The 21,789-nt window shown below is 72.0% G+C and carries 30 protein-coding genes and 1 pseudogene; 10 read left to right on the plus strand and 21 right to left on the minus strand.

Annotated features, from left to right (window positions below; translation table 11 throughout):
- Nucleotides 1–2 precede the first annotated feature (2 nt).
- Both Aut01nite_RS28420 and Aut01nite_RS28425 read right to left on the minus strand, forming a co-directional pair.
- A complete protein-coding gene (locus tag Aut01nite_RS28420; RefSeq protein ID WP_043524065.1) occupies nucleotides 3–527 on the minus strand; it encodes a DUF4240 domain-containing protein in 525 nt (174 codons plus the stop codon).
- Between the two features lie 357 nt (nucleotides 528–884).
- A complete protein-coding gene (locus tag Aut01nite_RS28425; RefSeq protein ID WP_043524066.1) occupies nucleotides 885–1,298 on the minus strand; it encodes an ankyrin repeat domain-containing protein in 414 nt (137 codons plus the stop codon).
- 48 nt (nucleotides 1,299–1,346) lie between these two features.
- Between Aut01nite_RS28425 and Aut01nite_RS28430 the strand changes: the two genes are divergently transcribed.
- Together Aut01nite_RS28430 and Aut01nite_RS28435 are read left to right on the plus strand one after the other, a co-directional pair.
- Nucleotides 1,347–2,429: a winged helix DNA-binding domain-containing protein gene (locus tag Aut01nite_RS28430; protein ID WP_043524067.1), complete on the plus strand. Its 1,083-nt coding sequence runs from the start codon at nucleotides 1,347–1,349 to the stop codon at nucleotides 2,427–2,429.
- Nucleotides 2,426–3,028: a class I SAM-dependent methyltransferase gene (locus tag Aut01nite_RS28435; protein ID WP_043524068.1), complete on the plus strand. Its 603-nt coding sequence runs from the start codon at nucleotides 2,426–2,428 to the stop codon at nucleotides 3,026–3,028. The genes Aut01nite_RS28430 and Aut01nite_RS28435 overlap by 4 nt, the downstream gene beginning before the upstream one ends.
- Here Aut01nite_RS28435 and Aut01nite_RS28440 read toward each other — a convergent pair.
- Complete coding sequence (locus Aut01nite_RS28440) at nucleotides 3,003–3,707, minus strand: hypothetical protein (RefSeq protein ID WP_043524069.1); 705 nt, start codon at nucleotides 3,705–3,707, stop codon at nucleotides 3,003–3,005. The genes Aut01nite_RS28435 and Aut01nite_RS28440 overlap by 26 nt on opposite strands.
- 84 nt (nucleotides 3,708–3,791) lie before the next feature.
- On the opposite strand from Aut01nite_RS28440, the gene Aut01nite_RS28445 reads away from it, so the two are divergent.
- Nucleotides 3,792–4,334, plus strand: coding sequence for a hypothetical protein (locus tag Aut01nite_RS28445; RefSeq protein ID WP_043524070.1), 543 nt, complete (start codon nucleotides 3,792–3,794; stop codon nucleotides 4,332–4,334).
- An 84-nt stretch (nucleotides 4,335–4,418) separates the two neighbouring features.
- Here the strand turns inward: Aut01nite_RS28445 and Aut01nite_RS28450 are convergent, their stop codons facing one another.
- The 4 genes from Aut01nite_RS28450 to Aut01nite_RS28465 all read right to left on the minus strand — a co-directional run bounded on the left by Aut01nite_RS28450 (nucleotide 4,419) and on the right by Aut01nite_RS28465 (nucleotide 6,908).
- On the minus strand, nucleotides 4,419–4,973 hold the full coding sequence (locus tag Aut01nite_RS28450; RefSeq protein ID WP_052163501.1) for an NUDIX hydrolase: 555 nt from the start codon (nucleotides 4,971–4,973) through the stop codon (nucleotides 4,419–4,421).
- Entirely contained in the window at nucleotides 4,970–5,734 is a 765-nt protein-coding gene (locus Aut01nite_RS28455) for a nucleotidyltransferase domain-containing protein (protein ID WP_043524072.1), read from the minus strand. Before Aut01nite_RS28455 ends, Aut01nite_RS28450 begins: the two co-directional genes overlap by 4 nt.
- Before the next feature lie 119 nt (nucleotides 5,735–5,853).
- Complete coding sequence (locus Aut01nite_RS28460) at nucleotides 5,854–6,468, minus strand: DUF998 domain-containing protein (protein ID WP_043524073.1); 615 nt, start codon at nucleotides 6,466–6,468, stop codon at nucleotides 5,854–5,856.
- 26 nt (nucleotides 6,469–6,494) lie between these two features.
- Complete coding sequence (locus Aut01nite_RS28465; protein WP_043524074.1) at nucleotides 6,495–6,908, minus strand: MarR family winged helix-turn-helix transcriptional regulator; 414 nt, start codon at nucleotides 6,906–6,908, stop codon at nucleotides 6,495–6,497.
- A gap of 80 nt (nucleotides 6,909–6,988) precedes the next feature.
- Here Aut01nite_RS28465 and Aut01nite_RS28470 point away from each other — a divergent pair, with 80 nt between their 5' ends.
- From Aut01nite_RS28470 to Aut01nite_RS28480, 3 genes are all read left to right on the plus strand, one after another.
- Nucleotides 6,989–8,059, plus strand: coding sequence for an alkene reductase (locus tag Aut01nite_RS28470; RefSeq protein ID WP_043524075.1), 1,071 nt, complete (start codon nucleotides 6,989–6,991; stop codon nucleotides 8,057–8,059).
- A gap of 153 nt (nucleotides 8,060–8,212) precedes the next feature.
- Nucleotides 8,213–8,869 (plus strand): hypothetical protein, encoded by a 657-nt coding sequence (locus tag Aut01nite_RS28475; protein WP_043524076.1) that lies wholly within the window; start codon nucleotides 8,213–8,215, stop codon nucleotides 8,867–8,869.
- Between the two features lie 11 nt (nucleotides 8,870–8,880).
- A complete protein-coding gene (locus Aut01nite_RS28480) occupies nucleotides 8,881–9,519 on the plus strand; it encodes a histidine phosphatase family protein (protein ID WP_043524077.1) in 639 nt (212 codons plus the stop codon).
- On the opposite strand, the gene Aut01nite_RS28485 is transcribed toward Aut01nite_RS28480, so the two are convergent.
- The 8 genes and pseudogenes from Aut01nite_RS28485 to Aut01nite_RS28520 all read right to left on the minus strand — a co-directional run bounded on the left by Aut01nite_RS28485 (nucleotide 9,506) and on the right by Aut01nite_RS28520 (nucleotide 14,900).
- Nucleotides 9,506–9,850 (minus strand): hypothetical protein, encoded by a 345-nt coding sequence (locus tag Aut01nite_RS28485; protein WP_052163502.1) that lies wholly within the window; start codon nucleotides 9,848–9,850, stop codon nucleotides 9,506–9,508. The genes Aut01nite_RS28480 and Aut01nite_RS28485 overlap by 14 nt on opposite strands.
- A 105-nt stretch (nucleotides 9,851–9,955) precedes the next feature.
- The gene (locus tag Aut01nite_RS28490; RefSeq protein ID WP_043524079.1) at nucleotides 9,956–10,297 is read right to left on the minus strand and encodes a hypothetical protein; all 342 of its coding nucleotides are present in this window, start codon (nucleotides 10,295–10,297) and stop codon (nucleotides 9,956–9,958) included.
- Nucleotides 10,257–10,790, minus strand: a complete 534-nt coding sequence (locus tag Aut01nite_RS28495) for a P-loop nucleotide/nucleoside kinase family protein (protein WP_236642628.1) — start codon at nucleotides 10,788–10,790, stop codon at nucleotides 10,257–10,259. Before Aut01nite_RS28495 ends, Aut01nite_RS28490 begins: the two co-directional genes overlap by 41 nt.
- A gap of 42 nt (nucleotides 10,791–10,832) precedes the next feature.
- Nucleotides 10,833–12,047, minus strand: a complete 1,215-nt coding sequence (locus Aut01nite_RS28500) for a HEAT repeat domain-containing protein (RefSeq protein ID WP_152628608.1) — start codon at nucleotides 12,045–12,047, stop codon at nucleotides 10,833–10,835.
- Nucleotides 12,048–12,112: 65 nt separating this feature from the next.
- Nucleotides 12,113–12,904: pseudogene (locus tag Aut01nite_RS28505) on the minus strand (M20/M25/M40 family metallo-hydrolase); the annotation flags it as partial.
- Between the two features lie 33 nt (nucleotides 12,905–12,937).
- Nucleotides 12,938–13,342, minus strand: a complete 405-nt coding sequence (locus Aut01nite_RS28510) for a hypothetical protein (protein ID WP_083998744.1) — start codon at nucleotides 13,340–13,342, stop codon at nucleotides 12,938–12,940.
- A gap of 63 nt (nucleotides 13,343–13,405) precedes the next feature.
- A complete protein-coding gene (locus Aut01nite_RS28515) occupies nucleotides 13,406–14,317 on the minus strand; it encodes an alpha/beta fold hydrolase (protein WP_043524081.1) in 912 nt (303 codons plus the stop codon).
- Nucleotides 14,318–14,330: 13 nt separating this feature from the next.
- Nucleotides 14,331–14,900: a TetR/AcrR family transcriptional regulator gene (locus Aut01nite_RS28520; RefSeq protein ID WP_043524082.1), complete on the minus strand. Its 570-nt coding sequence runs from the start codon at nucleotides 14,898–14,900 to the stop codon at nucleotides 14,331–14,333.
- Nucleotides 14,901–15,012: 112 nt separating this feature from the next.
- Between Aut01nite_RS28520 and Aut01nite_RS28525 the strand changes: the two genes are divergently transcribed.
- Nucleotides 15,013–15,195, plus strand: coding sequence for a hypothetical protein (locus tag Aut01nite_RS28525; RefSeq protein WP_043524174.1), 183 nt, complete (start codon nucleotides 15,013–15,015; stop codon nucleotides 15,193–15,195).
- Here the strand turns inward: Aut01nite_RS28525 and Aut01nite_RS28530 are convergent.
- On the minus strand, nucleotides 15,188–16,024 hold the full coding sequence (locus Aut01nite_RS28530) for a hypothetical protein (protein WP_043524083.1): 837 nt from the start codon (nucleotides 16,022–16,024) through the stop codon (nucleotides 15,188–15,190). The genes Aut01nite_RS28525 and Aut01nite_RS28530 overlap by 8 nt on opposite strands.
- A 24-nt stretch (nucleotides 16,025–16,048) precedes the next feature.
- Complete coding sequence (locus Aut01nite_RS28535; protein ID WP_052163505.1) at nucleotides 16,049–16,537, minus strand: CGNR zinc finger domain-containing protein; 489 nt, start codon at nucleotides 16,535–16,537, stop codon at nucleotides 16,049–16,051.
- Between the two features lie 29 nt (nucleotides 16,538–16,566).
- On the opposite strand from Aut01nite_RS28535, the gene Aut01nite_RS28540 reads away from it, so the two are divergent.
- On the plus strand, nucleotides 16,567–17,421 hold the full coding sequence (locus Aut01nite_RS28540) for an SCO6745 family protein (protein WP_043524084.1): 855 nt from the start codon (nucleotides 16,567–16,569) through the stop codon (nucleotides 17,419–17,421).
- A gap of 4 nt (nucleotides 17,422–17,425) precedes the next feature.
- Here Aut01nite_RS28540 and Aut01nite_RS28545 read toward each other — a convergent pair whose 3' ends face one another.
- A complete protein-coding gene (locus Aut01nite_RS28545) occupies nucleotides 17,426–17,908 on the minus strand; it encodes a phosphatase domain-containing protein (RefSeq protein WP_043524086.1) in 483 nt (160 codons plus the stop codon).
- A gap of 54 nt (nucleotides 17,909–17,962) precedes the next feature.
- The gene (locus tag Aut01nite_RS44435) at nucleotides 17,963–18,097 is read right to left on the minus strand and encodes a hypothetical protein (RefSeq protein WP_268871694.1); all 135 of its coding nucleotides are present in this window, start codon (nucleotides 18,095–18,097) and stop codon (nucleotides 17,963–17,965) included.
- Between the two features lie 12 nt (nucleotides 18,098–18,109).
- Here Aut01nite_RS44435 and Aut01nite_RS28550 point away from each other — a divergent pair, with 12 nt between their 5' ends.
- A complete protein-coding gene (locus Aut01nite_RS28550; protein WP_052163506.1) occupies nucleotides 18,110–18,445 on the plus strand; it encodes an HAD family hydrolase in 336 nt (111 codons plus the stop codon).
- A gap of 210 nt (nucleotides 18,446–18,655) precedes the next feature.
- Here Aut01nite_RS28550 and Aut01nite_RS28555 read toward each other — a convergent pair whose 3' ends face one another.
- Nucleotides 18,656–19,201, minus strand: coding sequence for a fasciclin domain-containing protein (locus Aut01nite_RS28555; RefSeq protein WP_043524087.1), 546 nt, complete (start codon nucleotides 19,199–19,201; stop codon nucleotides 18,656–18,658).
- Between the two features lie 395 nt (nucleotides 19,202–19,596).
- On the opposite strand from Aut01nite_RS28555, the gene Aut01nite_RS28560 reads away from it, so the two are divergent.
- Nucleotides 19,597–21,093: a NucA/NucB deoxyribonuclease domain-containing protein gene (locus Aut01nite_RS28560; protein WP_043524089.1), complete on the plus strand. Its 1,497-nt coding sequence runs from the start codon at nucleotides 19,597–19,599 to the stop codon at nucleotides 21,091–21,093.
- Between the two features lie 38 nt (nucleotides 21,094–21,131).
- On the opposite strand, the gene Aut01nite_RS28565 is transcribed toward Aut01nite_RS28560, so the two are convergent.
- Nucleotides 21,132–21,566: a hypothetical protein gene (locus Aut01nite_RS28565; RefSeq protein WP_152628610.1), complete on the minus strand. Its 435-nt coding sequence runs from the start codon at nucleotides 21,564–21,566 to the stop codon at nucleotides 21,132–21,134.
- Between the last annotated feature and the right edge of the window lie 223 nt (nucleotides 21,567–21,789).

Here is a 21,789-nt window from a genome sequence, read left to right on the forward strand (position 1 = left end):
GGTCAACCCTCCAGGAGGGCGGCCAGGCGCGGCATCCGCTGCCGCATGCGGTCGGCGTCGTCGAAGTCCCAGGCCGGCCCGAGGTCCGGGTAACGGCCGGTGACGGGTGGCTGCGCCGACCCGGTGAGTTCGGCGTACGCGAGGAACGCCACTCCGAACATCTCCTCCGACTCGAGTTCCGGTCCGTCGTTCGCGGCCTCCCGCACGGCCGGCACGTCGGCGAGGGTGTCCGGATCGGCGACGGCCCGGTCGAACACCTCGCGGCCCTGGGCGATCAGCCAGCCGCGGAAGTATTCGAAGCCGTCGTCGGAGCAGCCGCCGTTCAGGTGGTAGGCCGCCGCCCACAGATCATGCCGGTAGGACACGGCCATCAGCTCCCACGACGCCCGGGCCAGTTCCGCGACGTGCGGTGCCGGGAGCCGCATCAGCAGCTCCAACGCGCGTTCGGCCACCTGCCCGGCATCGGTGGCGTCGTCCACCGACGATCGCGCCGCCTGAACCACATCCCAGAACCCGTCGACACTCACGACTGGCGATCATGACAGACCGGCGGCGTGGATGACGGACGCGAGGGTGGTCGGGGTGGGCCGCTGGTGGACGAAGTGACGCTTCCGCTGGTGCGCCATCGATTCATCGTCGTTGGAGATGGCTGCCCTGCCGCGTACCGCCGAACCGGGCTGACGCTTTTGCGCCCGTCGTCCTTGATGTGGCCTCCACGTCGTCACTACGTCCGGCTGGTTGTCACTGCTGTCTCAACGGCGTCGCGACAGCAGGGACAACCAGCCGGACGGCATCTCCGGTCGGCTGTTGATCGAGGAGGCCGATCACGGAGCGACTCGCCTCGCCGCCATTTCGGCGCCGGGGCCGAGGCTCCGGCCGCCGATCTAGGTCGCCGGGTTTCCGGCCAGCAGCGCGAGCGTGGTCGGGTGGGGGCCGAAGCCGGCCCAGTCACGGGCGGAGTGGCCGTGGCCGGCGTCCTCCCGCAGGTCCGGGTCGGCGCCGGCGGCGAGCAGGACGCGGACCGTGTCGTCGTGGCCCCAGCAGGCGGCGCCGCACAGGGGCAGGCCCTCCTCGCCGGTGCCGCTCTCCCGGTTGGGGTCGGCGCCGGCGGCGAGCAGCGCCGCCACGATGGCGGCCCGGTTCTGGACGCTCGCCCGGTACAGCGGGGTGGTGCCGTCCCGGTCGGGCAGGTCCGGGTCGGCGCCGGCGCGGATCAGGCGGGCGACCCGGGCGGGTTCGGCCCAGGCCGCCGCCTGGACCAGTTGACGTTGCAGCTTCTTACGGCGGCGCCGATTCACGTACCCCAGTGTGGCAGTCTTGTTCGGACCGTTGCTTAGGGTGGGCGGATGAGTGAGCTGACCTGGGATCAGGTGCGGTCGTGGCGGATGCGCCGGCAGTTCCTGGACCGGCCGGAGGGTGTCGGCGCCGAGCGGATCGTGGAGCGGCTGTGCGGGGTGCAGGCGCAGGTGGCGTCGGCCGCCGAGCATGCCGTCGCCGCGCGGATCCCCGAGCCGGGCACGGGAGCGGCCGCGGCGGCGCTGACGAGCCGGCGGCTGATCAGAGTGTGGGCGATGCGGGGCACGTTGCACCTGCTCACCGTCCGGCAGGCGGCCGACTTCCTGAGTCTGCTCGCTGCCGCCCGGACCTGGGAGAAGGGCTCGTGGCAGCGTACCTTCGCCACCACCGAGCAGGTCGCCGCGCTCGCCGACGCCACCCGGGAGGCGCTGCACGGCCGGGTGCTCACCCGGGAGGAGCTCGTCGCGGAGATCGTGCGGCACACCCGCGACGACTCGCTCGCCGAGCTGCTCGGCTCCGGCTGGGGCGCGATCCTGAAGCCGCTGGCCTGGCAGGGACTGCTGTGCAACGGGCCGTCCGACGGCAACCGGATCACCTTCACCAGCCCGGCGACGTGGGCCGCGGACTGGCCGGGCCTGCCCGACCCGGATCAGGCGGCGATGCGGGCGATCCCGGCCTACCTGGGCGCCTACGGCCCGGCCACGATGGACTCCTTCGACCAGTGGCTGCTGCGCGGCGCGTCCCGGCGGGCGTCGCTGAAAGGCTGGTTCGCGTCGCTCGTGGCCTCCGGCGAGCTCGCGGCGGTCACCGTGGAGGGCCTTCCGGTGTACGCCCGCAGCGCCGACGTGGATGACATCGGCACCGCGGAACCGATGCCGGACGTACGGCTGCTGCCTGCCTTTGATCAGTTCGTTCTGGGTCCGGGCACCAAGGACGAGCAGATCGTCGCACCGCACCGGCGGGCCGAGGTCAGCCGGGCGGCCGGCTGGATCTCCCCGGTCGTGGTGCACCGGGGCCGGGTCGCCGGGGTCTGGGAGCGGGGCGACACGGTGACCGTCACGCTCTTCCCGGAGGCCGGCGACGTGCCGGAGAAGGAGATCGCGGCCGAGGTCGCCCGGATCGAGGGGATCTGATCGTGGACCGGATCCGGGATGCGTACGCCTCCGTCGCCGACCTCTACATCAGCCTGTTCGGCGCCCCCGCGAAGGTGGACCCGGACGATCTCGACCTGATCGGCCGGCACCTGACGATCCACGACGGTGAGGTGCTCGATCTGGGCTGCGGGCCCGGCCACCTCACCGCCCACCTGCGGTCGCGGGGCGTCGACGCGACCGGGATCGACCTGGTGCCCGAATTCGTCGCCCACGCGCGGGCGGCCCACCCGGACGGCCGGTACCGGCTCGGGTCGATGACCGGGCTCGGCGCCGCCGACGGATCGATCGCCGGCATCCTGGCGAACTACTCGCTGATCCACCTGCCGCCCGCCGACCTCGACGGGGTGCTCGCCGAGTTCCGGCGGGTGCTACGGCCCGGCGGCACCCTCGTGGTCGGCTTCGTCGACGGTGACGAGGTGTCCGCGTTCGATCACAAGGTGACGACGGCGTACCGGTGGCCCGCCGACGAGATGTCCCGGCGGCTGGCCGCGGCCGGCCTCGCCGAGATCGAACGGTTGCGGCGGCCCGCCACCGGAACCCAACGGCCGGCACTCATAGCAGCACGTCGATGTCCGTGAGGATCCGTGCGGTGTCCTCGTCGTCGGTGACCTCGAACGCGGCGAAGAGCGCCAGTTGCAGCTCGGGCCCGGCCAACCAGGCGAGGACCTGTGCGTGCTGGTCGGGACGCCCGTCCCAGAAGGCGTTGACGAGCCGAGGACCCTTGCGGCCGCGCTCGTAGTCGTCGCGCAGCAGGGTCAGCAGGTGAGCCGCCTCCGCCGGCCTGGTCGCCGGGTCGGTGAGGGCGGACAGCCAGGCGGCCAGGTACGGCGTGAGATCGTCCTCGGCGTTGCCGATCGCGCAGAGGACGTCGCCGTTCCGTTCCTCGGCCCACAGCGCGGTCAGGAAGGCCCGGACCGCGTCACGCTCGCCGGGCTGCCATCGGTGCCAACCGGCGTGGTACATCCGGTTCAGCAGCGGCTCCAGGTCGGGCCGGTCGAACCCGTCACCGGCGGCGATCTCCAGCATGCGGGGCAGGAAATACCGCAGGTCGGCGGGGCCGCCGACGTTGAAGATGACGTTGGCGGTGTACGGCCGAAGCGCCTCGACCGGCAGCGACCGCAACGGAACGTCCGCCAGCACCGCCCGCTCCTCCTCCGGGTTGAAGCAGCAGGCGCAGTAGTCGAGGGCGACCGGCCGCGGCACCCGGCTGAAAGCGTCGTACAGCGAGGTGATCGAAGCGGTGAGCGACACGGTCACGGCGCCACAATAGACTGCGTCGCACAGACCGTCGTTCCGCCCGGACCGCCCGGCTGCACCCCCTCGACAGGAGAAGGATCCCCGGTGAGCGAACACCCCACCACCGCCGAGCAGGTCCACGCGTTGCGTACCGAGATGGATGCCCGCATCCGCGCGCAGCGCGAAGCCCCGCTGCCCGGCTGGCTCGCCGGCCGCACCGCACGCCGGATCGTCGCGGTCGTGCCGCCCACCGCGGTCCTGACCTGCGGTCTGCTGACCGCCACCCGGCCCGACGACACGATCGGCACGGTCCTGCTGGCCGTCACCGCGGTCCTCGCCGTCGGAGCTCTCCTGCTGCTGCGCAAGGCGGTCCGGCTGCTCGACAGCGTCCCTGACCGGCTGCTCGGCGAACGCGAGATCAGCGAGCGGAACGCCGCGCACCGCCGCGCCCACGGGCTGACGATCGGCCTGTTCACCCTCCTCACCCTGGTCGCGATCGCCGACGGGGTGATGGGCCGGTCCGGCGGGACCCCGCTGATCCCGGGTGACAACTGGATCCAGGTGCTGGTCACCGCGACGCTGGTGGCCGGCATGATCCCCGCCGCCGTCATGGCCTGGGGCCGGACCGAGCGGTCCGAAACCTCCTGACGATCGGGAGACCCGCCGGTCCGGTCACGGCCGGCGGGGCTTGCGGCGGCTCGCGGGGGTACGCCGTGCGCACCGCTCCGGCACTCACCAGTGACCGGCGGCGCGGTCGTAGGCGACCCGGCCGTCCGGCACGAACAGCCACCGCTCCCGGGCCTCCCGCAGTTCCGGCTCGGTCAGCCAGCCGTGCCAGGCCACCGCCTCCGGGTCGGGACGCAGCCGGCCGAGGTCCGTTCCCGGCACCCGGGCCCCGTACACGGCGAGGTGGTACGACCCGGTCCGGCCGTGGCACAGGAACGTGACCAGATGCCGGACCGGCAGGTCCAGCCCGGTCTCCTCGGCCAGTTCCCGGCGGGCCGCCGCGGTGTACGTCTCGCCGGCCCGCACCGCCCCACCGAAACTCGTCTCGTAGTGACCGGGGAACCGGCCGGCGTCGTCGGGCCGCCGGTGCACCAGCACCCGGCCGTCGTCGTCACGGCAGATGGTCGTGGCGATCCGGTGCAGCCAGCCGTTCCGGACGGCATCCCGGCGCGACACCACCTCCAGCACCCGATCGTCGGCGTCGACACGTTCGACGTATTCGGTCGGCTCATCGTCTCCCGGCGCCCAGCCATCGCCGCGTCGCCGCCCGGTCCCGGTCATCGGTGCAGCGACTCCCGGAGGAAACCCAGCATGTCGGCGCGGCGCCGCCACGGATTGCGGTAGACCGGATCGCCGCCGACCCGCAGCCGCAGCGCCTCCCGGACGATCGGGTGCCAGCGGTCCCCGTACGTCACCTCGGCGAACGCCGCCGCCTCGGTCTTGCTGGTGATCCGCCCGGCGGCGAGGGTGTGCCGCAGCCGGGCCACCCCGAGCACACCCCAGGTCGTCGCCCGACCCGACAACCCGGCCGGCGACCGGGTCGTCCGCGCCGCCCACGGCCTCCAGTAGTCGTCGAGGTTGCGGCGGGTCGTCGCGGCCAGCGCCGGCCAGTCGGTGTGGACCATCCCGTCGAGCGTGGGGCCGCGAACCGCCACCCCGCCCTGCGCCAGCACGTGCCAGGTGACGAGGTTCCGCTCGAAGTCCGACCCCTCCCGCACCCGCCACTCCTGCACCGCGACCCCACCCGGCAGTGTCCCCGGATCCGCCCGCAGATCGTCCCCGCTGACGTAGAGCCCGTCGAAGTACGGCTTGCGCCCGTGCCGCCGCCGCAGCTCCCGGTGGATCTCCCGAACCGTGCCGGGCTCGGCCGGCCGGCCGGTCACCGCGACGAAGTCGATGTCACTGACCCCGGCCCGGTAGTCCCCGAGCGCGATCGACCCCTGCAGGTACAGACCCTCGACCAGGGCGGGATCGATCCGGTCGGCGATCTCCAGATAGCTCGCGCACACGGCCGTCACACGGTGATCCAGTGAAGTGGTCATCGGCGGGAGCGTATCCGCCCGGCGTTCATACCGGGGGGGCGCGGACCCGGCGGCGTCGGCCTCCGCGGGGAGAGCAGGCCGGTGGTGGTCTGGCGAGGGGCGGCCGACGGCGTACCGGATCAGGGTTTTGGAAGTGCCCGGAAAGCGGCGGCGAGAAGCCAGGCGCAGTAGACGGTGATCATGAGGCGTTCGCCGAGGCCGTAGGCGATCGGCTCACCGATCAGGCGGGAGATCGGTGGGCGGTTGGTCAGGGTCAGCAGGAAGAGCAGCAGCGCGAACGGGGTGGCGTAGCCGAGGATCCGGAGCATGCGGTATGCGGGCGGGGTGGTCCGGGTGATCAGGACGGCGGCTGCCGGCAGTGCCAGGAAGGCGATCGCGCCGGCGGTGAGGTGCACGGTGCCGGCGGTGGTCAGGGTGACCGGGCGGCCGGGTGGCGCGGGGTCGGTGGGGACGGCGGCGACCACCAGCATCGCCAGGCCCCAGACGGTCAGCGCGATCAGGGCGGGGCGGGTGATCAGCGGGGCCAGGGCGTGCGCGACGGCGAGTGAGCCGAGCCCGATGCCGAGGCCGGCCAGGGGGAGGAGCCGGCCGTAGGGCTCGTCGACGTATTCGCTGATCGTCCGGCCGATCGGGTCCAGGCCGGTGGGCAGCAGATGCAGGGCGGTCACCGCGGCGAGGAAGACGGTCACCCCGCCGGCGCCGGCGAGGGCGGTGACGCTCCGGGAGATCCGCATCGGGGGATTATCCGTGATCGATGCGTCTAATGGCAGCCCGTGATCTCCGCGGCGAGGCCGGCGAAGGTGGCGCGGTCGTCGGCGGGGAGGTCCGCGACGATCTCCGGTAGGCGGGCGCCGACGTCGGCGTGGAGGGCGTCGCCGATCTCCTTGCCCAGCGGGGTGCTGGTCAGGTCGCAGGCGCGGCGGTCCTGGGCGCAGGAGACCCGCTGGACCAGGCCGCGGCGCTCGGTGCGGTCGATCAGGCCGCTCAGTCCGGGTTTGGCGAGGCCGAGCAGGTGGGACAGCTCGCCGAGGCGGCGTGGCCGGTCCTTGACCAGGCACAGCAGCTGGGCCTGGGCGACGGTCAGGTCGTGATCGGCGCAGATCTGCGCGTAACGCCGCTGGATCATGGTGGACAGGCACACCAGGGTGTTGCCGAGTCCCGGGATGTCCGTCATGTGCTCCACCCTACCTTGCGTTACTTCGTGCCGCGAACTAACTTGGTTCGCGCCACGAACTTTATCTGAGGGGTACGGCCATGGCTGACGCATTCGACTCGTACGATCTCGCCGGCACGAAGCTGGCCAACCGCATCGCGATGGCGCCGATGACCCGAAGTCGCGCCTACGGGCCCGGCGCGACGCCGACCGAACTGACCGCCACCTACTACGCGCAGCGCGCCTCCGCCGGCCTGATCATCACCGAGGGTGTGCAGCCGTCGGTCGTCGGCCAGGGCTACGACGACACCCCGGGCCTGCACTCGGCCGAGCAGGTCGAGGCGTGGCGCCAGGTCACCGGCGCGGTGCACGCCGAGGGCGGCGTGATCTTCGCGCAGCTGATGCACAGCGGCCGGATCGGTCACCCGAGCCTGCTGCCGGACGGCCTGATCCCGGTCGCGCCGTCACCGGTCCGGGCCGCCGGCCAGCTCTACACCCACGACGGCCCCAAGGACTTCGTCGTCCCCCACGAGCTGACCGAGGACGAGATCACCGCGACCATCGCCGACTTCGTCACCGCGGCCCGCAACGCGATCGCGGCCGGGTTCGACGGTGTGGAGATCCACGGCGCCAACGGTTATCTGGTGCACCAGTTCCTGGCGTCCGGCGTCAACCGTCGCACCGACGGCTGGGGTGGCAGCGTGGCGGGGCGCATCCGGTTCGGCGCGGAGGTCGCGGCGGCGGTCGCCGATGCGATCGGCGCCGACAAGGTCGGTTTCCGGATCTCTCCCGACAACCCCTACAACGACATCACCGAGGAGGGTACGGAGGAGGTCTACACCGCCCTCGTCGCCCGGCTCGCCGCGACCGGCCTGGCCTACCTGCACATCGTGGAGAGCCCCGACCGGGAGCTCACGCGCAGGCTGCGGGCCCAGTGGCCGGGCACGTTCATCGTCAACCCGGCCACCTACCCGGACGTCACCGGCCCGGACGCACTCGCCCTGATCACCGACGGTCTCGCCGACCTGGTCTCGTTCGGCGCGCTGTTCCTGGCCAACCCGGACCTGCCGGCCCGGCTCGCGGCCGGTGGCCCGTTCAACACCCCGGACCGCGCGTCGTTCTTCGGCGGCGACCACCGCGGCTACACCGACTACCCGGCCCTCAGCGCCTGAACTACCACCACGGTGGGAGGCGGGGTCAACCCCGCGTGGGACGACGATGCCGGCTCCGGTCGGTACGGTCGGTGATCAGGTGTCCGGGGAACGGGCGAGGGGGCCGTTCCCCGGACACCCCGGTCCGCCGGACCGGCGTCTACTCTCGACGGCATGACACCCCGCGAGGCGGAACAGAAGCTGCTGGGTGACGGCTGGACCCCGGGCGGCGCCGGCGACTGGGCCATCGCGCTGCGTTCACCCGACGGCACGAGAGCCGCCCGGATCAGCCCGTTCGACCCGACCGGGCCGTACTCCGCGGCGTTGTACGCACAGGCCGCGCACACCCGCCAGGTACCCGTCCTGTACGCCCACCGGCGCCTGACCGGCGGCGGCGACCTGCAACTGCTGGAATGGCTCACACCCGTCCCCGAGCCCGACGCCGCCGCCTTCCACCGGGCGCTCGCCGCCGGCGCGCCGGAAGTCGCCGAACTCGCCGCCATCGTGCGGCGCGTCCATGCCCAGGCACGGTGCGAGCTGCCCTGGTGCGGCCCGCTGGACCGCAACCCGGCCAACGTGATGCGCGCCGCCGACGGCCGGCTCGTGGTCCTCGACCTGTTCTACGCCGACGGGCCCGCCCTCTACGCGACCGCGGCGGCCGACCCCGACCGGGTGGCCGCCCTGATCCCCGAGGCCGAGCGCCGGTTCATGACCGAGATTCCGATGGCCTCCTCCGGCCCCTGGGACCCGGCGGCGCGGGAATCGATGCGCGCCGCGCTCGCCGCCGCCGACGCCCGGCGAGCCGCCGTCCACCCGACACGTCAGACCTGAGAGGCATCCTGGTGCGCAACGTCTACCTGGTCACCCATCCGGAGGCGACCCATCATGTCGACGACCTCGTCGGCGGATGGTTCGACTCCGACCTGACGGACCGCGGGCTCACGCACGCCGCCCGGATCGCGGAGGCGCTGGCCGGCCTGCTTCCGGCGGACGGCCCGGTCGAGGTGCACTCGTCGGACCTGCTGCGGACCCGGCGTACGGCGGAGATCGTCGCGAAACGGCTCGGGGCCGACGTGGTGCTGGACGCCGATCTGCGGGAGAAATCCTACGGGGAGGCCGGCGGCCGTCCACAGGCGTGGCTCGACGAGCGGTTCATCCCGCCGCCCGCGACCGGTGAACGGATGCGCCACGACGAGGGGGTGCCGGGCGCCGAGACCAAATGGGACCTGGCCGTACGGGCGTACCGGGCGCTGGACCGGATCCTGCGGTCCAGCGCGGAGAACCAGGTCGTGGTCGCGCACGGCGGCACGGCCACGTTCCTCGTCGCGGCCTGGATCGGCATGCCGATCGACGCGGCGGGTCTCGTGAACTTCCGCTTCTCGTCCGGCGGGATCACGTCGCTGCGTGAGGACGATTTCTTCCACAACCGAGGCGTCGTACGCCTCGACGACACCACGCACCTGGACGTCACACTCGCCTGACCACCACACCGGGTGACTCGATGCGGACGTCACGCGCGATGATCATCATCGGCACGGTTCCGGCGGCCGTCTCGGCGTCCCACGCGAACAGCCGATACTCGTCGTCGCCCGTGACCTGCCCGGCGAAGCCGCGCTCCGCCGGGGTCGGATCCCGGAAGACCGGATGGTGGAAGAGATCCGCGCAGGACACCCAGGCGACATCGCTGAACGTCACCTCGACACTGTGGTGATAGGTCAGGTCGTTGTCCGCCACCAGCCGGAGCGCGGCCACGTCCCACCGCTCCACCTGCCAGTCCCACCAGCGATCGTTCAGCTCCCGTAGATCATCCATCGAACGATCATCCGACAATCGGCCCCCAAGAACCTGGGCTGGGACAGCCCGCCCAACGGTTCACCCGACGGCTCACCCGGCCGCATGACGGTTCGGGAATGGTCTTCACGGTGTGGTGGCCGCGCGTACGACGGGAAATCCGTGCCTGCGAGCTGCGACGACGAGAATCAGGGCCGGCGTCAGAAGCAACAGGACACTGATGGGGAAGGAGTCCGCGCCCAAGGAGCGGAGCAGAAGACCGCCGATCATTCCGCCGGCGGCCATGGCGACGTTCCAGAGCGTGACGAGCATGGCTTGTACCGAGTCGGCAGCTTCGCCCGCGGCATCCGCGGCCGCGGTCTGCAGCAAGGTGGGGACGCCGCCCCATCCGAGGCCCCACAGCACGGCCGCGGTATAGACGAGGGCGTCACTGTCGGCCAGGACAGCCAGCAGCTGCAGCGATACCAACCAAGAGCACACTGACGACGGTCAGCCCGGGCCAGCCCGGTGGAGGATCGGGGATCGGCGGGCCGCCGTGGAGTTCGGTGGGGTCGGGGGCCTCGAAAAGATCACGGCCGTACGTGACCTCGGTGTCGGAGATCGGGAACGTGGTGTGCGGTGCGGTCGCCTGGCGGTGGGCGATCCGGGCCCGCTGGACGTCCGCGCTGACCGGCAGATAGATGATCGGGCAGGTGGCGCCGGCCGTGGCCGCCAGCCAGCGCAGGGCGGAGCGTTCGTCGTGGCTCCAGAGACCGAAGTCGAGGACGACGCTGGTGCCCAGGCGCAGCGTCTCCAGGGCGACCCTGATCAGCAGGCCCTCCAGCAGATCCCGCTTGCCGTCCGGCTGGGTGCCGTCGAACAGCGGGATCATCCACTCGTCAGGGGTCAGGCGCAGCGCCCGGTGCGTTCGCGCGAGAGCTTCGGCGCGGGTGGTCTTTCCGGCGCCGGGCAGCCCGACCAAGGACCAGGACGGCAGCCGGCGATGGGTGACGGGACAGTGCCGTCACGATGACCGGCCGCCGGCGGCGAACGCGGCCATGTCCTCGGCGGTCGTCGGCAGGCCGTAGCCGCCGACCATGCCCATGAAGTTGCCGAAGGAACCGAAGTCGCCCCACTGCCAGGTCGACGGGGAGGCGGCGAGGGCCCGGACCAGGCGCTGCTGGCGGTCGGTGAGGTCGGCGAACCGGGTGCCCGCGGCGACCCGGCCGGCGGGGAAGGCGTGACGCAGCGCCTCCTTGACGACCGGCATGGCCGCCGGGCCGTCGACCGAGGGAATCCGGGTGAGCAGCGTGTCGAACGCCGTGCCGGCGTGGGCGTCGCCGAGCTGGCGCAGCGCCAGAGCGGCGTAACCGGACAGGTCGCCCTCCAGGTAGGGGATCCCGCGGCGGGCTCGGTGGTCGCCGGCGGCCCAGGTGTGCAGCTCGGCCACGGCGGCCGGCTCGGTGTCCGGGCCGTGCAGCGCGGCCAGCGCGACAGCCGCGCCCCAGCGGGGCAGCTCGCGAGCTCCGGCCACCGCCGCGCGCAGAGCGGCCGGCGAGCCGGCGTCGGCGGCGCCGAGCAGACCGAGAGCGACCAGTGCGGAGGCCGCGACCGTGTCGGACGGGTCGGTGGCGGCGACGGTCAGCGGGCCGATGCTCCCGGCGGCGTCCTCGGGGAACCAGGCCACCGCGTACGCCGCGGCGGTCCGCACCGCGGGATCCGGGTCGGCCAGCAGCTGCCGATAGAGCGGGACGCCGGCCTGGACCGCCTGGTAGGCGCACAGGTCGATGTAGGCGTACATCCGCTCCTGGTCGTCCTCCTCCAGGGAGTCCTGGTACTCGTAGTCGCCGGAGTCGTCCTCCTCGCCGGTGGGCAGCGGCTTCCCGGCCAGCACCGCCTCGCCGCCGGCCGCCCGGCGCCGCAGGTCGGCGATCGGGAACGGATGCGGCAGCAGGGACTCGTCATAGCTGACCGCCAGGGCCGCCAGCAGGTCCAGGAGCCCGGCCCGGTCCGGGGTGGACGGGTCGGCCAGCAGCTCGATCAGGAACGGCACGGCGAACGCGGTCGCCTGATATCGGGTGCCCTGGTGGAAGATGTTGCCGTAGGAATCGTGATAGGCCTGCTTGCGCACCGCGGGGTCGGGGGACCCCAGCGCCCGGATCTGCTCGGGAACGTCGGCCGCCGATCCGTAGGCGTGTGTCAGCTCGGCCCACGGCACCTCATCGAGTCTCTCCAGCACGCCCCGGACCCTAGCGTCACCCCCTGACATTTCCGATGAGCCCGAGCAGCAGGGCCTCGGCGGAGGACCCCGGCCTCGGCCCGGAACCGTTCCTCCGGATAGTCGACGGTCGCGGCCGTGTGCCGGGTCAGCCCGGGGACCGCGACCGCCCCGTCATCGTCGTGCAGGGTGCTGAGCAGCCGGGTCAGCACGGTCCGCGCATCGGGCGCCGGTCCGCCGAACATGCCGCTGTGCACCGCCGCGCGCAGTGGCCGGACCTCGACCAGGAGACTGACCGTGCCGCGCAGCGACGTGGTCGGCGCGGGCCGGCCGATGTCCCAGTTGTCGGAGTCGGCGATCACGATCACGTCCGGGTCGAGAACGTCGGCGTTGTCGGTCAGCAGCCGCTCCAGGGAGGCCGAACCGTACTCCTCCTCGCCCTCCACGAACACCGTCACGCCGACCGGAAGATCGTCACCTCAGGCCCGCAGTGCCGCGACGTGCGCCATCACCCCGGCCTTGTCGTCGGCGGCGCCACGCCCGTAGAGCCGGCCGGCACGTTCCACCGGCGCGAACGGGGGAGTGGTCCACAGCCCCGGATCGCCGGCCGGTTGGACGTCGTGATGGGCGTAGAGCAGGACGTTCGGCCGGCCGGGCCGCCATCCGGTGACCGCCGGCTGCCCGCCCGAGCGGGCGATGCGGACCTGCGGACCACAACCTGCCGACAGCGTTGCGACGTACGCGGCCGAGCGCTCCAGAACGCGGTGGTCGAACCCGTCGAACGCGGTCCCCGGGATGCGGATCAACTGTTCCAGGTCGGCGCGGACCCCGGGCGTCTCCCGCTCGATCGCGGCCCGCAGACGGGTGCTGTCGGTCATGCCTCAGCGGCTACCCGATCAGCGCCGGATCAGTCAGCGCACGAGCAGCGTGTAACTGGGCGCGAACCCGGTGCGGCAGCGGAACGACACCCACACCCGGCGGGCGACACCGTCCGCGCCGACCTTGCGACACTCGGCGGACGCGTCGGCGACCTCGGTGAAGGCGGCGGTGTAGACCTGGGTCTCGTGTCTGGCCGGCCGGGTCCGCGGCTGGTAGGTGACGATCAGGTCGTCCCCGGCGAACCCGGACCGCACCGAGTACGACCGCCAGACCCCGGCCTGCTTCCCGGACTGGCCGATCACCCCCGCACGCCCGAAGTCGTACGTGCCGAGCAGCGCGGTGACGGTCCGCGCCGGCTTGGCCTGGACGGCGGTGCCCGGCGCGAGCACGGCAACGGAGGCGGCGACGAGTGCCGCCTTCTTCAGGATCGTACGCATGGACTGCCTCTCCTCCGGTCGCCGGAACATCAGCGACATGAGGAATAACCCGGACTTGCGCCCTCAGGTTTCGGCCCTGCGCTGGTCTCCTGACATCGGCCTCGGGGGCTCGCTGAGCAGCGCCCTGAGCGCGTGCGCCAGCTGCGCCGGTCGCTCGACGGGACCGAGGTGACCGCCCGGGAGCTCGGTCAGGGGCAGGCCGAGGCGGGTGGCGAGCGCTGCGGCGGCCCGGTACGGCAGTTGGCCGCGGGAGTCGATGCCGGCGGCCGGGACGAGGCGTGCGGAGGATGCCGCGAGCGCGGTCAGATCGGGTTCGCTGGTGGTGAACGGGATCAGGATGTGCTCCAGGAACAGCGGCTGGAGGGCGGTGAGGCGGGTGAACAACTCCCGCAGTTCCGGGGTGGGTGGTTCGGGCCGCGTGCCGGCGTAGCCGTCGAGCCAGTCGCCGGGGTGGTGCAGCGTGGCGGGGGTGGCGCCGGGGCCGGGGGCCGTCATGGCGGCGGTCATGAGCTGGGCCGCGGCGGCCGGGCCGTCGGTGCGCGCGGCCGCCCGGACCGCTTCGAGGGCGCTGCGGTGACGGGCGGCGTCGGGCAGCAGGGCTGTCACCGGTGGCTCGTGGACGACCGCGAGGCGAACGTGCCCGGGGTGGCGGGCGAGGAGTTCGAGCGTGGTGATGGCGCCGGCGCTGAAGGCGAACACGGCCGGTGGCTCGTCGAAGAGCTCCGTGATCAGGGCGCGGGTGTCGTCGGCGTGGATCCTCGGGTGCTGGTCCGCGGTGATGCCGCCGGGTCGCGCCGCCGAGGCGACGCGGCTGGACATCGCGACGACTCGGTAGCGGCCGGCCAGGTGTGCGGTGAGCCGGTCGAGGACACCGGCGTGACCGGAGCCGCCGGGCAGGAGCAGCAGGGGCGGGCCGTCACCGCGCTGGTCGTAGTCGATGGTGGTGCCGTTGACGGTGAGCGTGGCGGTAGGGATGGGTCTCTCCTGTCTAGATGTCGGACCAGTGGGTCAGGGTGTGGTGGAGAGCCTCGACCGCCCGGTGCCACGAGGTGTCCAGGCTGTGGTCGGCGGTGAAGCCGCCGGTGGCCTCCAGATCGCTGAAACCGTGCAGGGTGCTGCGCAGCAGCCGGACCGCGTCGGTGGCGTCCGGTTCGGACAGGTCGTAGCCGCGCAGCAGCGCGTAACAGACGTCGATGATGCGCGCGGCGTCACCCGACGCGGCGAGCCGATCCGGTGGGACGGGGTGCCGGGTCGCGGCGTAGCGGCCGGGCCGTCCCATGGCCAGGGTGCGGTAGGTGTCGGCGAAGGCGGTGAGGGCGGTGTGGCCCGATCGTCCGGCGATGGCCTCGCCGAGCGCGTCGGCCCATTCGCCGAGCGCCAGCATCGCCACCCGCTCCCGCAGGTCGGCAAGGCCGCCGATGTGGGTGTAGAGGCTGGCGTCGCGGACGCCGGAGCGCTTGGCGAGCGCCGACAGGGTCAGATGGTCGAAGCCGATCTCGTCGGCGAGGTCGGCGGCTGCGGAGACCAGAGCGTCCGGGGTGAGTCTCTCGCGGGGCATGGCCGTCCGCCTTCCTAATGATCCTAGGGAAGGTCCTAACATACACAGGATTCTCGTGAGCGGCTGCGGGTATGCGGTGTCCGACGACCGGTCCGAGCGGAAGGTGGCAGTGATGGGCGAGGAGCGGAAGGTTCACGGCGAGGACGCGGGCAGCAGCACCGACCAGCACGTCACCGGAGCCGAGGAGACCGAGGCGAGCCCGGTGGACACCGAACCCACCGCGGACACGCCCGCGCACGGCAGTGGCAACGCCGGGATCGACGTGATCCGGGAAGGGCGGGAACGTCTCAGCTGAGCCGGTCGGCGGCGCGCTGGACCGCCCAGGTGAGCAGGGCGGGTGCGGCCAGGGACAGGGCGGCTGCGGCGACCGTCAGGGCCACCGCGGTGAACGTGGGAGTGGGGGCGCCGGCGATCGCGTAGCCGCACACCAGAAGGACGTTCTCCGGAACCGGTTCGGGGATCTGCCGGTGCAGGATCGCCAGGTCGTCGGGAGCGTACAGGGCCGGGAGCAGGGTCAGGACAGCGCCGGCGATCAGGGCGGCACGGGTCGCCGGGCCGCTGACCGTGCGGGTCACGGCTGCGGCGGTCAGGGCGCCGGCGGCGATCACGGTCAGCAGGCCGGGGGAGATCGCGACGACGCGGTCCAGGTCCTGCGGGCCGGAGAGGATCACGAAGAGGCCGAACACCGCGGCCGGTAGCGTCAGCAGTGCCAGGGTGCGGGCGCGCCGGGACCCGGGCAGCACGAGCACCGCCACCACGGCGGAGCCGGCCGCGCCGAACCGCAGCAACTCGGCCAGCTGGCCCCACCAGAGCTGGTCGCGCCAGTACTCGGCGAACGGGCCGGTCGTGATCGGGCAGCCGTTGGCGCCGCGCGGCGGCGGGCCGGGCGACGGGATCCAGGTGGCGATGAGCTGCACGGCGGCGGAGGCGGCCGGCAGCAGGGCGACGGCCAGCAGGGCGAGGCGCAGCGGCCGTGGGGCGGACCGGCCGGCGACCGCGACGACCGCGGCCAGGATCAGCATGGCCGCGGTCTCCGCGCCGTACCGGATCTCGGGTCCTTCCAGCCCCGCGCCGATCGCGGAGAGGGCGGCGGCGAGGCCGAAGGCGGCGATCAACGGGTGCACCGGAGCATCATGCCGACAAATCGATCAGCGTGCCGCCCTTCGTGCCCGGTAGGCGCTGGCCTTCGCCCGGTTCTGACAGGTCAGGCCGCAGAATCGGCGGGAGGCGTTGCGGGTGGTGTCCAAGAAGACACGCGCGCAGCGCTCGGCTTCGCAGGCGCCGAGCCGGGCGGCCTGGCCGACACCGATCACCATGGCGATCGCGGTGCCCATGTCGGCGGCCCAGGCGTCGACGCGGGTGGCGTCCGGGCGGTGGAACGCGAGGACCGGTGACTGCCCGGGGTGACCGTGCAGGTTGGGGACCGCGCCGTGCCGGGCCAGGAGGTCGTTGAGCCGGGTCACGGCGGCGTCGAGGTGCTCGCCGGCGCCGAAGACGGGACGCAGCGCGTCGGCGACGGCCGCCAGTTCGCCGATGTCGTCAGTGGAGTTGATCAGGGTGACAGCCTGCTCGATCCACCGGCTGACGTAACTGTCTATTTGGGATTGACCAGTGATGTGCCCGGGCTCTATCGTCACTGTCATAGCGTACATAGACAGTGAGGACGATGGCGATGCCCACACTCGCGCGGTCCATGTGGCACCAGATCGAGCCGGTGCACGCGACGCTCTACTTCAGCCCACAGGCGTTCGAGGAGGCGGCGGCGCTCGGCTACGACGTCACGTCCCGCTGGCCCAGCTACTTCGCGTGGCGCACCGCGCCCCTCGGTGCGGCCGGCCCGCACCTGGCCGCCGCCACCTACTACAGCTTCAGCCCGGCGACGATCGCCGGGCACATCCCGGCGATCTGGGACACGGCGGCGCCCGCGAAAGTCCTCGAGGCGCGGTGGCGCGCGGTGGACCGGACCCTCCGGGCGCTCCATGACGGCGACCTCAGGGAAGCCGCCGACCTGGCCCGGCGCGCCGCGGAGAGCATCGATGTGGCGCATCGGCCGCTGGCCGCGGCCAACCTCGACCTGCCCTGGCCGGACGAGCCGCACGTCGCGCTCTGGCACGCCTACACGATCCTGCGCGAGCACCGCGGCGACGGCCACCTGACCGCTCTGCGCGCCGCCGGCCTGGACGCCTGCGAGGCGCTCGTCTCGTTCGCCGCGGTCGGCGCCGCGCCCGTCGCCGGGTTCGCCGGGCGCGGATGGAGCCCGGACGAGTGGGCGGCCGCCCGGCAGCGGCTCGCCGGCCGTGGGCTCCTCCACGCCGACGGCACCGCCACCCCGGCCGGTCAGGAGCTGCGCGACCGGGTCGAACGGCACACCGACGAGCTGGCCGCCGCGCCGTGGCGGGCCCTCGGCGACACCCGCGCCGCACGTCTCGCCGAACTCAACCGGCCCCTGCTCGGCGCCGTCTTCACCGCCGGGGCGCTGCCGGCCGGCAGCACCCTCGGCATCGGCGCCGTCAAGGTGTAGGCGTTCAGGTACGCCCGTCGCGTTCCTGCGCCTGCCGCAGCGACTCGGCGTACCCCACCCAGTCGGCCAGCCGCACCGGGAGACCCGCCGCCTTCAGCACCTTCACCACGGCGGGATCGTCGTCGACGACCACGGCGATCATCCCTTCGCGGGCCAGGGCGCGCAGCCGGTCGTGCTTGTACTCCCGGGCCGGCCGCCGGTCGTGGTCCGGCCGCATCAGCAGGCGGCCCGCCGGCAGCCCGTTCCGGGCGAACCAGGTCTCGGTGACCCGGCGCAACCGCTCCGGGCGGCCGGTCAGCCACACCACGCGGTGATCGGCCGCATACCGGTGTACCAGCTCGACCCCCTCGGGCAGGGCCGCATCCCGGTCGGCGGCCGCGAAGAACGCCTGCCAGTTCTTCGGCCGGCGGGCGACATGCCGCAGACGGTGCCGCACATCGGCGACCACCCCGTCCACGTCGAACACGGCGATCGGCGACTCGGACATGTGATCATCCTGCCCGGTGGTCCCGGACCACGGCGATCCGGGACCCGGGCGCGGTCAGCTGACGGTGAGGCCGTAGCCGTCGGTGGTGAACGCGGCCCGGCCGTTCGTGCCGGAGATCTCGTACCCGAACTGGAACTGGCCGAGGGTGACGTCGCCCCACCGGTTGCCGGTGCGCAGCCGGTTCGGCATCGCGAGGACCTCGTGCCCCGGGCTGCGATCCGTACTCTGCTCGACAACGGGGCAGCCGACCGTGGGGTGCTGGAGAGCGCCTGCGAGGAAGCGCTGATGTCGGCGCGTGCACATGGCTGGACCTGCGTGATCGTCACCAATGGCCGCACATCGCAGCAGGAAGCGAAGATCCGCAACACCGGCCTTGACCGACTGGTACACGGATGGGTCGTCTCGGAGGCGATCGGCCACAAGAAGCCCTCCCCGGAGATCTTCCATGCGGCCGCCGAGCTCGCCCAGGTCCTTGAACACGGCTCGATGCGCGCGCTGCTGGTGACAGTCGAGGACTTCACAGCGCAACCCACGTAGGCGACGATCGCGCCCCGAGTCGGGATCCGGGGTCCACGATGCGAAGACGCGGGCGCCGAGGAGGATCCGCTGGTCGAGACCGATATCGCGTACGCGCACGGCACCCTGCGCGATGGGGCAGTCGTGCCGCGCCTGGCTCGGCGACGGTGCGCTGGGTGTGCAACCACGACGACGAACGTGCCACCGTGCGCTACCTCGCCGCCGTCGCGATCACCGCTGGGGCACCATCTGGTCGACGATGTAGATCGCCGCGTTGGTGGTGTCGAGCTGCTGGCAGGCCACCCTCGTGTCGTTCACCCGCAGGCGGCCCGCATCGGTGGTGACGACGGCCTGGGTGCCGCCCATCGTGGTGTGCGTGCCGGGTAGCCGGTCCGGTTCCAGACGTTGCGGGACGGCGGCCTGCTTCAAGAGCTGCGCCAGCTCGGCCGGGTCGTCCCACAGCGGGGGGATGCGCTGGAACGGGAACACCGCAAGGAAGCGGTCGGACGTCGCGAACAGGGTCAGAGCGGGCGCCTCGTCGAGCGTTCCCAGGCCGGCCCGGTCGAGCCCGGCTACCATCCCGGACAGGCCGGGGTTGGCGGCGATCGCGGCGGTGACCGGTTTGCCCGCCATCGCGGCCAGGTTGTGCGGGGCGCACGCGTCGGCGGGGGTGGAGCCGGAGGGCAGCGGTTGTGCCGTCACGGTTCCGCCCGGCCCCTGGAACCCGCAGCCGGACAGGGTGACGGTCAGGACTACGGCGAGCGAGGCACGCTTCATTGCTCCATCATGGCGCATCTCCCGAGGCCGGGCAGCTGATGAAATCCTTTGACGTACGTCTATAAAAATTTGTTCTCGTCAATGGCCCTTGGGGGCACAAACGATCTCTCCCCGCTGGCATACTCGGGTCGTCGGCGTCGGAATGTCACGCATTGTAAACGCACCGGCGACGCGGGGCCGGCTCGGCGCAATGATCGTCGGCCGGGTGGAGTAAAAGACGAGGGAGGCAATTTCCGCGGTGCCCGTAGGAGGCGCCGCGATGACGTGCGCGCATCTGCGGAATTCTTATGGGTGTGACTGTTTCGAGGTCACCATCCCCTGCTCCACCGCATTTGCGGACGCATCCATGTATGCATGGTGACTGGAGAGGAACAATCATGCACCGACGAGCGTCAATGCTCGTATGGGCGGCCGTGTCCGGGCTGGTGCTCGCCCTCACGCCCGCCGCGGGGGCGCAGGCGGCACCCGAGAAGAAGACCTACAAGATCATCCCGTACGTCATCTCCGATCCCGACCTGGTGAAGAACCCGCAGCGGGTCGTCACCGAGTTCGCCAAGAGCAAGAACCTCGACGCGCTGGGCATCGCGCCCGCTACCGCGAACGGGCCGTCGAAGTCGAAGCGGCGTGCGGCCGCGCTGGCCGAGCCGGTCAGCTTCGTCACCGACTCGTCGCGCTTCAACGGCGGGAAGAAGCCGGCCGACCCGTACAACTACATCGCCGGCGACGAGTGCGAGGCCAACTACGACCGGGCGTCCGCCGACGCCGGCTGGATCAAGAACCGTTTCTCGTACTGCCAGATCCACCTCGTCTACATGCCCGCCGTCGAGTGCGGCATCTTCCCGCCGAGCTGCAAGGTCGTCGGCAACTTCCTGTCCAGCAACACGCTGGTCGGGCGTGGCAAGATCGGCGCGGCCGAGGTCGCCACGACCACCCGCTGGGCCGAGTTCGACCTGGACGTCGAGATCCTGACCCGGACCGGGCCGTGGCTCGGCGGCGGTGCCCGGCTCGAGGCCGAGCTCGAATGTGACGGCAACTATCTCGACGAGGACTTCCCGCAGACCGACGCCAACGCCTGCTTCGCGGGGTTCACCCAGGACAACGACAAGTCGCTCAACCAGTGGATGGCCGACGACGACGCCGAACTCACCCTGTACTCGCAGGCGTCCTCCCCGTCGGCCGGCGCCGGCGAGCAGATCGGCACCGGTGTCTTCCACGTCGAGTACGACTTCGACCTGCCCTGGTACATCGAGTTCCTCGACACCGAAAGCCCCGAGGGCGGCATGCGGTTCGACACCGCTTGGTACCTCAACGTCGCCAACACCGACAAGCTCGGCTCGGTCTTCGACCGGGCGGTACCGGGACTGTCGCTCAACGAGACCGATCCGTCCGTCGAGGGAGCGGCCCGCCACATCGAGGACGCCCGGACCAACCCGGCCGCGACCGTGCCGCTGAAAGCGGACAAGGTACTGCACGGCGCCACCCCGGGCGACCCGCTGCACCGCCTGGCCGGCGCCAAGAGCGCTGCCCTGCGGACCCGGGCCACCCGTAACCGCACGGTGTCGACCAACTTCTGCAAGACGGTCGCCATGCCGGCGAAGCCGGACACGGGCGGCCCGTTCGACTGCGACGAGTACGCGATGGCCTCCACCTACGAGGGGTCGGCCCGTTCGGAGTACGAGGGGGCGCAGTACGAGCTCGATTACTCCGTGCGCTGGGTGAACAGGAGCCAGAACCAGGAGGCCGGCCGGCGGATCGGCCGCTGGTACGAGGTCGACCGCATCCTCGACAGTGAGCGGTTCTTCATCACCACCACCGACACAGGCCCGGTGCCGGTCCCGGACCCCAACCCCGAGGACCCGGACCCGGACGACCCGGGACCGATCGAACCGTGAGAAAAAGGCCGGGGCCCGGCACCGGGCCCCGGCCTCTCCTACGCCCGCCAGAACTGCACGAGGACCGACGCCCAAGGCAGCTCGTCCGGCTCGGGCGCCGGCTCGTCGCGCCAGGCCAGCCGCATGTGCCACGGCCCGGGCGACGGCAGCCGGTAGACGCCCGGGGTGGCGCCCGCGGCGATCTGGTCGAGCGCCAGTTCGCCGCTCTGCCATTCCTGCACGATGACGTCGCTGCGGTGCCATGCACTGGCGTCGAACTCGGCCGGCCCGTCCCAGGTCTCGAAATGCATTTCCGCGTGGACGATCGTCTCTTCGCTCTCCAGATAGACATTGCCGGCACAGGTGCTGAACCAGTTGTTCACCTCGTTCGGCGAGACTGGCTTGTCCGGTCCGTCATACCCCTCGTCGGCGATGCCGACCAAGTTGTAGTCGACAATTGCCGAAACAGTCTTTTCCTCGATCTTCTGCGCCATCGCTACTGTCTACCAAAAGTTCGCCGAAAAGGGGAGCTACGGCTTGAGCCCGAGTCCAGCTGCGGCAACGTGGCGGCGCGAGGCCGGGGAAGAACGCGTAAAGGGCCGAGATGAGTTGCTCGGAAGCCAGAAGCCCGGCCGGGTGACTCAGACTCTTTCCACGGTGGGCGACCGGAGCGTCGTGAAGAACGCCCGCGAGGCGCGGGAGGTGAACCGGTCGGCC

It is taken from the genome of Actinoplanes utahensis, assembly GCF_016862455.1.
GTDB classification, from domain to species: Bacteria; Actinomycetota; Actinomycetes; order Mycobacteriales; family Micromonosporaceae; genus Actinoplanes; species Actinoplanes utahensis.